The organism is Desulfurispirillum alkaliphilum, from assembly GCF_055378285.1.
The window spans coordinates 1,293,048-1,305,479 of the sequence record NZ_AP042405.1 but is presented as its reverse complement, the minus strand read 5'-3'; the positions used below and the strand labels follow the sequence as shown (position 1 = coordinate 1,305,479).

The window sequence follows — 12,432 nt, the reverse complement described above, 5'->3', positions numbered from 1 at the left end:
ACATGCGACAATTTTTCGGAACCGATGGCGTACGGGGGGAAGCCAACTGCTATCCCATGACCGCCGACTTTGTGCTGAAGCTGGGAATGGCGGCAGCCCATATATTCAAAGACCGTGATGCTTCCAAGAAAAGCCAGATCGTCATCGGCAAGGATACCCGACGCTCAGGCTATATGCTGGAGAGCGCCCTGGTGGCCGGAATCACCAGCGCCGGCATGGACGCTATCCAGCTCGGTCCCCTGCCCACACCGGGCATCGCCCTGATGACCAAGACCCTGCGCGCCAGTGCGGGCATTGTCATCAGTGCCTCCCACAACCCTTTCTTTGACAACGGCATCAAGTTCTTCAACCGCGATGGCTTCAAACTGGATGACAATGTGGAAGAAGAGCTGGAGCGCATCGTCCTGGAAAACGATGTGGAACGCTATACTTCCCGTCGTGGAGCCCTTGGCCGCGCCCGCCGCATCGAGGGTGCCACGGAGCGCTATATCGAATACTGCAAGGGAACCTTTCCCCGCAATATGACTCTGGACGGCATGAAGATCGTGGTGGACTGCGCCAACGGCGCCGCCTACAAGGTAGCTCCCGAAGTCTTTTCGGAGCTGGGCGCCCAGACCATTGCCATTAATACCCAGCCCAATGGGATCAACATCAATGAACAGTGCGGTGCCGTCCATCCGGAAGGGCTGGCCCAGGCGGTCATCAGCCATGGCGCCGAAATCGGCATTGCCCTGGATGGCGACGCCGACCGGCTTATCGTGGTGGATCGCCACGGCAACGTTATTGACGGCGACCAGATCATCGGCGTCGCGGCCCGCTTCATGCACCAGCGCTCCCTGCTCAAGGGGGGTGCCGTGGTGACCACCGTCATGAGCAACCTCGGCCTGGAGCACTTCCTGGCCGGCATGAACATCAAACTCATTCGCACCAGTGTTGGCGACCGCTATGTGCTGGATCGCATGCGCTTCGGAGGGTTCAACCTGGGTGGCGAGCAGTCGGGCCACCTGGTCTTTCTGGACTACGCCACCACGGGAGATGGCATCATCAGTGCCCTGCAGCTGCTGGCCATTATGGTGGAAAACGGTCGCCATATTGATGAACTGGCTGCCGACATTCCCCGCTACCCGCAGGTGCTGGTGAACCGCTCCGTTTCGGAAAAAATCCCCCTGGAGAATCTCCCTGCAAGCCAGGCACGCATCCATGACATTGAGCAGGCGTTGCGCGGCAGTGGCCGTGTGCTGGTGCGCTATTCGGGCACCGAACCCAAGGTGCGGGTCATGCTGGAAGGCGACGATGAGCAGACGCTGAAGAAATACGCCGATGATATCGCTGAGTGTATCGTCAACGAAATAGCCGCGAGGGGGGTATGATGGTAAAACTGGGAGTGAATGTCGACCATGTTGCCACGGTTCGCCAGGCCCGCAGGGGCCACGATCCGGAAGTTGTTGCCGCCGCCGCGCTGGCAGAGCTGGGTGGAGCGGACTCTATCACCATTCACCTGCGCGAGGATCGTCGCCATATCCAGGATCGCGATGTGCATATTCTCATGCAGACCGTCAGCACCAGCATCAACCTGGAGATGGCCTGCACGGAAGAGATGATCGCCATTGCCTGCGCTGCCAGACCACTGCAGGTCACCCTGGTGCCGGAGAAGCGCGAAGAGCTGACCACCGAGGGTGGCCTGGATGTGCTGGGTAACGCCCGTGAGCTGGAGAAAGCCGCGACACGCCTTCGGGATGCGGGCATCAGGGTCAGTTTCTTCATTGACGCCAATCAGCAGCAGATACAGGCCAGCAGGGATTGTGGTGCCCAGGCCATCGAAATTCACACCGGCCACTACGCCGACGCCCGTGACGAGGCCACCAGCAACCGCGAACTGCTGCGTATTGTTGAGAGCAGCCACTTCACCCGCCAGATCGGCCTCCAGCTCAATGCGGGCCACGGCCTCAACTACACCAATGTCGGACCCATTGCCCAGATTCCCGGCATGCGCGAACTCAATATCGGCCACAGCATCGTCGCCCGCGCTCTTTTCGTGGGCATGCAGCGGGCAGTGGAGCAGATGAAAACCGTCATCAACCAGTCCATGGGGCTTCGGGAGCTTCCATGATCCAGGGAGTCGGTATTGATATGGTGGAGGTGGAGCGCTTCGACAATATGAAACTGCACTTCATGGAGCGGGTCTTCACCCCGGTGGAAATCGAATATGCTTCGGGAGTTGCCAATTCGCGGGAACGCTTTGCCGCCCGCTTCGCCGCGAAGGAAGCTTTTCTCAAGGCCATGGGCACTGGACTGCGCGACTGTCGCCTCAAGGATATGGAGGTCTGCCACGATCCCCTTGGGCGTCCATTTTTCACTTTTTACGGTAATCTCAGCCGTTATAATGACCGTCAGCGCTACAATGTACAGCTCTCCCTCTCCCATACCCGCCAGCACGCCATCGCCTATTGCGTGATTGAGACGGGGGAGTTATGCTGTTCGCAGCCTGTGCCCCACGGCCAGCATGACAATACCTCCTGACACCACAGCCTGAAACCCGACGGCTCGTGCGCACCCGTCCTCGCCGGGGCAAACCGATATTTCAAAACAAGATACATACACAGGTGAATGATGAGCAATTTTACACAGAAAAAATATATTTTCATCACGGGAGGCGTTCTGAGTTCGCTGGGCAAGGGGCTGGCGGCTGCCAGCATCGGAGCCCTGCTGGAGGCTCGCGGCTACCGGGTGAAACTGCAGAAATTTGACCCCTACCTGAATATCGACCCCGGCACCATGAGCCCCTACCAGCACGGGGAAGTCTTCGTCACCGACGACGGCGCGGAAACAGACCTGGATCTTGGCCACTACGAGCGCTTCGTCAATATGACCACCAACCGCTACTCCAACATCACCACCGGCCAGGTGTACTACAACGTCATCACCAAGGAGCGACGCGGCGATTACCTGGGCGGCACCGTGCAGGTAATCCCCCACATCACCGACGAAATCAAGCGCCATATCTACCTGGGCAACGAGGACGCCGACATCATCATGACGGAAATCGGCGGGACGGTCGGCGACATTGAAAGCCTGCCGTTCCTGGAAGCTATCCGTCAGTTCGCCTACGACGTGGGACGGGAAAACGTCTGCTACATGCACCTGACCCTGGTGCCCTACATGGCCGCCTCCGGTGAACTGAAGACCAAGCCGACCCAGCACAGTGTCAAGGAGCTGCGCGAAATCGGCATTCAGCCCGATGTCCTGTTCTGCCGCACCGAATACCCCCTTTCCTACGATATCCGCGAGAAAATCGCCCTGTTCTGCAACGTCAAGCCCAAGCGGGTCATCGAAGCCATTGATGTGGATACCATCTACCGCGTCCCCCTCCAGTTCTACAATGAAAAAGCTGACGAGGCGGTTCTGGATGTGCTGGGTCTGGAATATAACCAGGCCGACCTGAGCGAGTGGCAGCGCATTGTGGATCGCAGCATCAATCCTTCTGAAGAGACCACCATCGGCGTGGTTGGCAAGTACGCCAAACTCAAGGAAGCCTACAAGTCCCTCTCTGAGAGCATCGGCCATGCCGGTATCGAAAACGACATCCGCGTCAACATCAAGTGGATCGACGCGGAAGAGGTGACGCGCCAGGGGGCAGCAACCCTGTTGCAGGATGTTGATGGCATCCTGGTTCCCGGCGGTTTTGGCGACCGGGGAGTGGAAGGAAAGATTCAGGCCATCCGCTACGCCCGCGAGAAGAAGGTTCCCTTCTTCGGTATCTGCCTGGGCATGCAATGTGCGGTTATTGAATACGCCCGCAACGTCCTGGGCATACAGGAAGCCACCAGTATTGAATTTGACAGCGAGGCCCGGCACCCTGTCATTGACTTCATGGCCGACCAGAAAAATCTCACCAATCTCGGCGGCACCATGCGCCTGGGCAAATACGACTGCAGGCTCCAGCCCGATACTCTCTCCCACAAAGCTTACGGCCAGGAGCTGGTCAGCGAGCGCCACCGCCACCGCCTGGAGTTCAACAACAAGTACCGCGACGAGCTGCGGAAGGCTGGCCTGGTCATCTCAGGCACCAGCCCCGATGATACCCTGGTGGAGATCGTTGAAGTGCCTAACCACCCCTGGTTTGTGGCCTGCCAGTTCCACCCGGAGTTCAAATCGCGGCCATCCAAGGCCCACCCACTCTTCCGCGAATTCATCAAAGCCAGTGTCAAGAGTGGCAAACTCTTCAAAGAGGAGTAGGCGAGCTGACTTCCCCATGACGACCCGGCGAAGCGTGGCTGTTTTGCGAACACTGACGGCAAAGGCATACCGGCCATGAAAAAACTCACGGTCATCTTTTTTCTGATACTTTTCCTCGCCATGGCGAGCATTGTCTGGATATCCAGCAAAGTTGAAGGGGTGGTGGAATATCTGCGCCTGGAACACGGCCTGGATGTCACCTACAGCACCCTTTCGGCCAATCTTCGCGGCATATACTTCTCCGACCTGGTCATCGAATACCAGACCCACCGGGCCACTTTCGAGTCGGCACAGATCACGGTGTTCTGGAAGTGGCCCCTGGCAGTACCCGGCCTGGGGCTGGTGATTTCCGACGGCCAGATCAGCCTCGGCGATCTCTTTCCCCCGGATCGCGAACCCCTTGACCCTGAGGTGCTGGGCAGCAAGCTGCACCAGAGTACCGCCCGCTTCAGTCCAGTGGTACGGGGCATTCGCGTTGAACGTACCGACATCGCCCTTGCAGATGGCTCCCGTGCCAGCAACCTGACCGCGGCCATGGACAGCTCCCTTGATTTCCAGGTGACCCTGGATGAGCTCTCCTTCCACGGGCAGACCATACAGAACCTTGAAGCCACGGGCACATTGCACCCCGCTGCACTGGCGGCCTCCCTGGAAGAGGCTGCCCTGGAATGGCAGGATCATGTCCTGCGTGCCCGGGGGCACGTAGGACAGCGGGGAATCGACATGCACCTGGAAACCAGCCACAGCGTCGACATCCGCTTCCTGAAAACGCGCCTGGATATTCAGGTGCGCGCCCATGGCCAGTGGCAGGAGCTGCACCATGAGGGCTCGGTCACAAGTTCCCGTTCCACCATTCTGGGCAATGGTACCTTTCCAGATCTGCGCGCAGAGTTCCATGGCGACATGCAGCAGGTCGAGGTGAACCTCGCTCCTGTGGACAAATCAGACTTCCACCTGCGGGCCACGGTTCCCTTTGACCTGGAGACCATCAGCCTGCAGGCCACCTTTGACCGCTTTCACCTGCACCCCTACCTGCTGCCCCATATCCGCTTTCTGGATTTTGATGATATTTCCGGCGAAGTTGAGGGTTCGTTCTCCCCTGATGAAGGGGTGCTGCGCGGCGCTGGTGTTCTGGATTTTTCCTATAACGCTTTCCACAGGCCCCTGAAAGCCCGGCTCAGTACAGCAATGGATATCGACCGCCATGGTATCCGCTTCCACGATGGCACCCTGAATTCTGAACACTTCACTGCGGAAGCGGGCGGTGAGCTGGCCTTCAGTGGTCCTGACTTCTTTCGCCTGTGGAGCCATGGCGAAGTTCACGACCTGGCCCCCATCCTGGAAAGCTTCTGGGTGAACTTCATCGACGGCAACTCGCGCTTTGCGGTCAGTATCAACGGTCCAGCCACCTCACCGCTGGTGGATGTGGCCTTTGACTCCAACGATCTTCGGGTCTTCCAGGGGCATCTGACCCACGCCTTTGGCAGTGTGCAGGTGGATCTCAACCATATCACCCTGCATGGCATCACCGCACGCACATCCACTGGCGAAGCCCAGGTCAGCCAGGGGCAGATCTCTGTCTACGGAGCCGATGATGTTCAGCTGCGCTTCCCCTACACCGCCCACAATATCAGACTCGAGGATGCCCTGGCCTTTGGCAATCTGACGAATCTTCCCTCTCTGCCACGCATTCTGGAGGCTGATGGGCAGATTGAAGGCGAAGTGCGGGATCTGCAGATTACCTTGCAGGGGTCGCTGGCGGAACACCAGTGGCGCGAGGGGTTGTTCAGCCCGAAGCTTTCCGTAAGCGGAGCGCTTCTCGACCAGCTTGTCCACGCCTCCATCGAGGACGAGCACTCCCATGTCAGAATCCAGGGGAATATGGATTTTGGCGGCAAGCTGAATTTCCGGGCGGCCGGGCAGGATATTCCCCTCTCCTCCTATATGCGCACCCTGCCTGCCGAGTGGTCTTTGCTGCTGGACAGCTACGGGCTGTACCTCTCAGGAACCTTTGCTGAGCCACGCCTTGAAGGAACCCTGGGTAACATTCAACTGGAAAACCCGGAACAGGATATCTCCCTGTGGGGAGATGTGGAGCTTACCTATGCGGAGCGCGTCTTCAGCGCCGACATCACCCGCATGATCCTGCAGCGCCCCCTGATTGTCTCCCTGCACGGCAGTTCATTCCTCCACGACATGAGCGGGGAAACCAGTCGCCAGGAGCTCTTCCTGCGCACGTCCACGGAGCATGGCGTCCTCGAGACTGAGGCCTCGCTCCGGAACTTCTCCCTGGAGCACATGCGCGTGGAGGGTGCCCTTGACCTGGCTCTGGCAACCATCATCTCCCAGGGTGCTCTGGAAGGCAGAGGCACCGTTGACGTGGCCATCGAGGGCAGCGATACCATCAGGGGCACCATCGCCTTCGGCACTGCGGCAGAGCTGTTCGCAGCTGCTCAGCCCCAGCTGCGCATGCGACAACTCAGGGCCAATGTCACCATTGATCGCCTGGCCCGCCGGGGTTCCATCGACGATATCGCCTTTCTGGTCGGGCGCGATGGCACTGGCGAGGCCCAGGTGTCGGCATCACTGAATGAGCAGGGGCTGCTCAGTTACTCCGCTGGCTACCAGTTGCACAATGTGCTTTATCAACAGGGGCGCAATGTTCTGCTGCTCAATATCTCCGGCAGCGTCAGCGGCGACACGGCCACGGAACCCCAGGGAGAAATCGCCGTGGATATCAGGCGTGGCCAGCTCAATATTGACCGCAATGGAGCCGCAGCACCCACCTCACCATTGCTGCAGTTTCCCGGCAACTGGACCCTGAATGTCCAGGCATCTTCTCCCATTCGCTTCTCCATGGCAGAGGGCAGTATGCTGCTGCTCCCCCAGCTGCAGATTCGCCTGCAGGATGGAATAGTCTATCCACGCGGCAGAATCCAGGTGCTCTCCGGCAGCCTGCTTTTTAACCGGGACACCTACACCCTGCAGCGGGGATCAATAGAGTTCAGCGACAGCCTCATCGCAAACCTGAACCTCAGCGCGACCACCACCAAGCAAGGCTACCAGATTGTCATTACCATAACCGGTACCAGTGACGAGCCGCGCTTTCTCTTCCGCAGTGTGCCCAGTCTTCCCCAGGAGCACATCATCAGCCTGCTTCTCCTGGGCAGCTACGACGAAGGACTTTCCCCTGCTTCCGCGGCTTCCCATATCCTGGCCAACCGCATCGCGGAAACCCTCAATGAGATCACCGGCCCCGCACTGCGCGGTGAGGCCTCGTTCCGCGTCTCATCCAGCGGTCTGATGAGCGACAGTCCCGATATAGCCCTCACCAGCGAGCTCTCCCAGCGGCTGGAGGTGCGCATTGCCCGTGAGCTCAGCGCTGAAGGCACCCAACAGTTCCAGGTGATCTACAAAATCTTTGATTTCCTCTACGTGCGTGGCCGCGAGCATATCGGCGGATCCTACGGCATAGATATTGAATACAGGATTGGTCGCTGATGCTGGCAGAAATACTGACCATAACCATCATGGGGATAAGTGACGCCGACCGGGAGAAGCTGCAGCAGCTCTTCCCCACGCCACTGAGCCAGGAAACTGCCCTGGAAACGGCAAAGCAGCTGGAGAATCTCTCCTACTTCAGCGTGGAAGGGGTGCAGGTGCACGACCAGGAGCTGCTGCTGCAGATGTCGCAACGCTATCCGGTTGAAAAAATCGTCCTGAAGGGCAACTGGGCTTTCCTGGACAGTACCCTGTTCAGCCAGATCACTTCCTTCCCCGCTTCCGGCACCGATGCCGTAGCCATCCGGCAACTGCGCCAGCAGGTACTGGATTTTTATATCCTGGAAGGCTACCTGGACGCCCGCGTTGAAGTGGAGGTGGTGAACCTGGACTACACCTGTGTTCTGGTCATCCAGATCCGTGAAGGCAGCCCCTATGTGGTGACTGACACCTCCTTTGTGGGCAGAAGTGAAACCGGAAGCCCTCCCCGTGTGCTGCCCGGCACTTTTTTTCGGCCTATACGGGTTATTGAGGCCCTTGAACACTGGAAAGCCCAGGCACTCTCCGAGGGTTACTCCCAGGCCGACTATTTCTTCAGCTTTGAGCGCAATGAGCGCACCTTTCCCGGCTTCTCCATCGCGGCCCCCTTCAAGACGCTCTTCAACGTGTTTAACCAGCGTCGGGGCGTCAGCCTCTACATCGGGCTCTTCCCCGGTGACAAGCTGGACGTGGAGCTGGAGGTTCCCGAAGGAATAGACCCCGGGCGCTTCCTGCAGTCTCTGCGCCTGGAGCAGCGCTCGGCCATTGATGAATTTGAGATTCCCCTGCTGGAGCATGACATCCGCAACTTCATGCTGCGCAATGGCTTCACCACGACATCCATATCCATCGAACCCGCCGCTCCCCACCTGCGCATCCGGGTAGAGGGGCACCGCAAAAGCTACTCGGCTGTCACCATTGAGGCACCGGTATGGCAGTCTTCTCTGGAAAAGCGCCTGCAGGAGCAGCTCCAGGACGGCATCCTGGAGCAGGAGACCCTGGCGGACTTCCAGCGCCGGGCCTACCTGGAGCTGCTGAACCGCTCGGTGGAAAGCCGTATCCGCATTACCGATCAGGAAGGGGGGCAGGCCACCATGTCCTTTGATATGCGCTTTCCGCGCCTGCCCCTGCACATGGCCGTTCACGATGGTGCCCAGGAGGAGGAGCAGACGCGCCAGCAGGCGCTCATGACCCTCCACCAACTCTATATGGAGAACGAACGCTCCCTGGATGACCCCCAGCTGATCGCTCAGCGAGTGCGGCGCGTGTACGCTGAAGCCGGCTACCTGGAAGCACAGGTGCGGGTGGAGCGCCACGTGGCACCCGACCACGTGGGAGTTCTCGTGCGGGTGGATGAAGGGCAACGCTTCCGAAGCGCAGGGGTTATCACTTTCGGTGCCGAGAACACTTCCAGGCGCTACATCCGCCGCATGACAGGCCACCCGCAAATGCAACCTTTCGCCAGGGCGTCTGATATCGAAGGCGCCAGACGGGTTGTCGAAGCAGAGCGCATATTCTCCTACAGCCAGTACACCCCGTTACTGGTGGACGGCAATGTTCACCATATTGTCGAAGCCGAAGACCGCGACAATCTCTTCGGCGCTGTCTCCCTGGGTTATGACTCGGCCTATGGTCCCAACGTGCAGTTCCGGGTGGGATACAGCAACGTCCTGGGCCGGGGTGGCGAAGTAACCGCGACCCAGCGGCACAGTGAAAAGCGCCAGGTCACCGCCCTGGAGTACAGTGAGAGCCACTCTTTCGGAATTCCTATAGATACTGCCTATACGCTCTCTCACACCTCTAACGAGTACGACAACTACACGTCCCGCACCGACCTGTTTTCCATGATGGTGCGATACTACCTGCAGGACACGCTCCCGCTGGCAGCAACCTACTGGCGCACCAGCCACTCCTATTCATCGGTTCACCCGGGAATTGTCCAGGGAATTGACTATTGGCCAAGGAGTTCCTATCACCATTTCGGGCTGAACATCCGCAAGGACGGAACCGACAACATCATCTCCCCCACCCAGGGGTATGAGCTTTCCGCCACCCAGCACTATTCACTCAGCGATTCGGCCAACCTCAGCAACTACCACACGAGCATCGTCAGGGGCACCTACTACCTGCCTCCCTGGCCCCGGGGAGTCATCGCACTCCATGGTGCCGCTGGCCAGATTACCCGTGAAGATGACGCACTGCCCGTTCCCCTGGAAAACCGTTTCCGCCTCGGCGGCGCCAACTCCATTCGTGGTTTCAAATACGAGGACATCGCCTCCCGCAGCAGCGGGGGAGCCCGAATCGGCGGATTTGCCTACGACCTGCTCAGCGTTGAATACCGCCACTTCCTGGGAAATTTCGAACTGGTGGCTTTTTACGACCTCGGCAATGTATACAGCGAGCGCCTGGGAGACAGCAGCAGCTCCACAGCCTACACCGGCATGGGCACAGGGATACGCTACCGCACCCCCGTCGGCCCCATCCGCCTGGATGTCGCCCGGGCTCAAAGCCACAAAGACCAGGCCAGCGATTTTGAAATTTACCTGACCATCGGCTACAGCTTCTGAATGCACGTTCCCGCTTTGTCTCCATTCACCATACGGGAGTGTGTATAAACCGGGGTTCACACAACGTCCGCAAAGCCACAAAGAAAGGCATTTCTCACGCCCGTTCGCTACGCTCACTCAAGACGCGAAGTACGCGGAGAAAAGGCAAAGAAACTCAAGTTTCGCATCTTGTTGTCTTGGGTTAAGGTGCTATTATCCTGACATTTATCGCGCGGAAACTGTATTGATTTTGAATGCTTGACTTATCTGGTATTCCACTTTTCGACTCTGGATATTGTCCTTTTTGACCGCGCAAAAAGGACGCAAAAACGCGCCCCCCGAACGCCCGTTTTTGCGGCTCGCCTGCTTGCCTGTTCTGGAGATCCGGCAGCAGGCTGCTCAAAGAGGCCCATCTGCTGCGTTGCGGGCATCGCTCGTCACTGCGACGTACAGGGAGTACGCCTCCCTCTTCGCTTTGCCCGCGCCTTGCACCTGGGCCTCTTTGCGTTGCCTGACCCCTGCCTCCCTGCAGTGCTGCCGGGCCACTCACTTCCTGTGAGTGTCCCGTTCGGGTCTTGCCAGCCAGGCGTCGCACTCACCGGACGGGCTCAGGGGGGGAATGGCCTGCTTCTGTCTCTCCCCCGTGTGCTGGCCCAGCCAGGACGCGCCGACTGGAACGCGGTAGACCCGCAGGGTTGCCGCCACGACGGCGGCAACCGCAAACCAAAAGCCACGGAGGGCGGTTGTTTGCGGTCCCCAGTTCCAGGCAAGCGGACGGCTGAAAAGGACAGCACTGGGGGTCGCTTCCCAGCCACTTTTGGCGATCCAAAAGTGGCAAATAACTTATAAAAAGGTAAAGGTAATGTAAGCGACGCAGTCTGTGGAGAACCACTCCCCCTCATTTCAGCATGACAGAAGGGAAGACGCTAACAACCTGTCGTTTCGGGGTGCGAAACTTCAGAAAGAAAGCTTCTGCTTTTGTAACTCTTCACGGTGTGTTGGCACTCGCGCCAGCATTCCTCCCAGAGACGCTCACTTTCGTCCGAGGACCTACGTCTCTGCCGCTCACCATCCGGGCTCGCTCTCGGAATACTGGCGCTCCTGCTGGAAAAATCGCAGGGGAGCCGTGAATGGTTACCTGCTTTTTTTCTCAGCGTCCTCTGGGGCTTGGCGAGAAAAATGGCTGCTCTGCATGAATTATCCCATTTGCGGTAAGCGGTTCCTGCTGACTTTTTCAGCAGAAGCCAGAGCCTTGTCAACCGGCTGCGTTATGAAATTGAGTGTTTCGGCAAAAGGCAAAGGTATGCTAGACTGTTTCGTTGTGGTGGATGTTCCGATCACCATAAAGCCAGCATGAGGATCCCATGAAAATCAATACTCCCAATCAGCTCACCATATTGCGCGTTGCCCTTATCCCCCTCCTGGTATTCACCTTGGCCTACAAGAACTTCACTATGGATCTGATTTCCGTGGCCGTCTTCTCCATCGCTGCCATTACCGACTATTACGATGGCTACCTGGCGCGCAAATACAACCTGGTGACTGATTTCGGCAAAATCATGGATCCTGTGGCGGATAAGCTTCTAGTCGCGGCGGCACTTATCTGTCTGGTTGAGCGGGGTGACCTGGCGGCCTACGCGGTCATTCTCATTCTGGCCCGTGAGTTCGCTGTCACGGCCCTGCGTGCCGTGGCTTCTTCCCATGGCTACGTAATGCCTGCCGACAACTTCGGCAAATGGAAAACCGGACTGCAGATTACTGCCATTATCATGCTGATTCTCAGCTGGAAAATCTGGTTCCTGGATATCTATGCCATCGGCCTGCTGATTCTCTGGATATCCATCATCATCTCCCTTTACAGCGGATGGCGCTACTTCGCCGACTACTGGTCCTACCGCAAGCAACAGGGGATGGGCGAATTCAGCTAGCCCATCTGTGAAGAAGAATTCACTCGTTCCCGCACAGGGCCTGTGCGAGAATGCGCAAGGTTGGCCGAAGTGGCCAGCATCCCGTTCAGCTATCGCCTGGAACCTGCATCACCAGGAACAGGTCGCAAATCATTGCCATTGCCCTTCAGGGTTGTTATAAAATGGATCAGATTGCATGGAAA

The 12,432-nt window shown here is 58.3% G+C and carries 8 protein-coding genes; all 8 read left to right on the top strand.

All coding sequences use genetic code 11. The features are described from left to right. Positions 1-2: 2 nt before the first annotated feature. The 8 genes from glmM (at position 3) to pgsA (ending at position 12,250) form a co-directional block, all read left to right on the top strand. Entirely contained in the window at positions 3-1,370 is a 1,368-nt protein-coding gene (gene glmM / locus ACZ46I_RS05985) for a phosphoglucosamine mutase (RefSeq protein ID WP_464281759.1), read from the top strand. Continuing rightward, positions 1,370-2,110, top strand: coding sequence for a pyridoxine 5'-phosphate synthase (locus ACZ46I_RS05980; RefSeq protein WP_464281843.1), 741 nt, complete (start codon positions 1,370-1,372; stop codon positions 2,108-2,110). Before glmM ends, ACZ46I_RS05980 begins: the two co-directional genes overlap by 1 nt. Beyond that, positions 2,107-2,520: a holo-ACP synthase gene (gene acpS / locus ACZ46I_RS05975; protein ID WP_226508022.1), complete on the top strand. Its 414-nt coding sequence runs from the start codon at positions 2,107-2,109 to the stop codon at positions 2,518-2,520. The genes ACZ46I_RS05980 and acpS overlap by 4 nt, the downstream gene beginning before the upstream one ends. Before the next feature lie 90 nt (positions 2,521-2,610). After that, positions 2,611-4,236: a CTP synthase gene (locus tag ACZ46I_RS05970; protein ID WP_464281758.1), complete on the top strand. Its 1,626-nt coding sequence runs from the start codon at positions 2,611-2,613 to the stop codon at positions 4,234-4,236. 75 nt (positions 4,237-4,311) lie between these two features. Further along, a complete protein-coding gene (locus ACZ46I_RS05965) occupies positions 4,312-7,737 on the top strand; it encodes a translocation/assembly module TamB domain-containing protein (protein WP_464281757.1) in 3,426 nt (1,141 codons plus the stop codon). Continuing rightward, complete coding sequence (locus ACZ46I_RS05960) at positions 7,737-10,343, top strand: BamA/TamA family outer membrane protein (protein ID WP_464281756.1); 2,607 nt, start codon at positions 7,737-7,739, stop codon at positions 10,341-10,343. Before ACZ46I_RS05965 ends, ACZ46I_RS05960 begins: the two co-directional genes overlap by 1 nt. 1,105 nt (positions 10,344-11,448) lie before the next feature. Next, positions 11,449-11,679 carry a hypothetical protein gene (locus tag ACZ46I_RS05955; RefSeq protein WP_464281755.1) on the top strand — a complete coding sequence of 77 codons (231 nt, stop codon included), beginning with the start codon at positions 11,449-11,451 and terminating at the stop codon, positions 11,677-11,679. A 7-nt stretch (positions 11,680-11,686) separates the two neighbouring features. Next, on the top strand, positions 11,687-12,250 hold the full coding sequence (gene pgsA, locus ACZ46I_RS05950; protein ID WP_013506924.1) for a CDP-diacylglycerol--glycerol-3-phosphate 3-phosphatidyltransferase: 564 nt from the start codon (positions 11,687-11,689) through the stop codon (positions 12,248-12,250). Positions 12,251-12,432 lie beyond the last annotated feature (182 nt).

Excerpts from the sequence above, each read along its gene's own strand:
- acpS (WP_226508022.1), top strand. The coding sequence starts at position 2,107 with ATGATCCAGGGAGTCGGTATTGATATGGTGGAGGTGGAGCGCTTCGAC.
- ACZ46I_RS05965 (WP_464281757.1), top strand. The coding sequence starts at position 4,312 with ATGAAAAAACTCACGGTCATCTTTTTTCTGATACTTTTCCTCGCCATG.
- ACZ46I_RS05970 (WP_464281758.1), top strand. The coding sequence starts at position 2,611 with ATGAGCAATTTTACACAGAAAAAATATATTTTCATCACGGGAGGCGTT.
- ACZ46I_RS05960 (WP_464281756.1), top strand. The coding sequence starts at position 7,737 with ATGCTGGCAGAAATACTGACCATAACCATCATGGGGATAAGTGACGCC.
- glmM (WP_464281759.1), top strand. The coding sequence starts at position 3 with ATGCGACAATTTTTCGGAACCGATGGCGTACGGGGGGAAGCCAACTGC.
- ACZ46I_RS05980 (WP_464281843.1), top strand. The coding sequence starts at position 1,370 with ATGGTAAAACTGGGAGTGAATGTCGACCATGTTGCCACGGTTCGCCAG.
- pgsA (WP_013506924.1), top strand. The coding sequence starts at position 11,687 with ATGAAAATCAATACTCCCAATCAGCTCACCATATTGCGCGTTGCCCTT.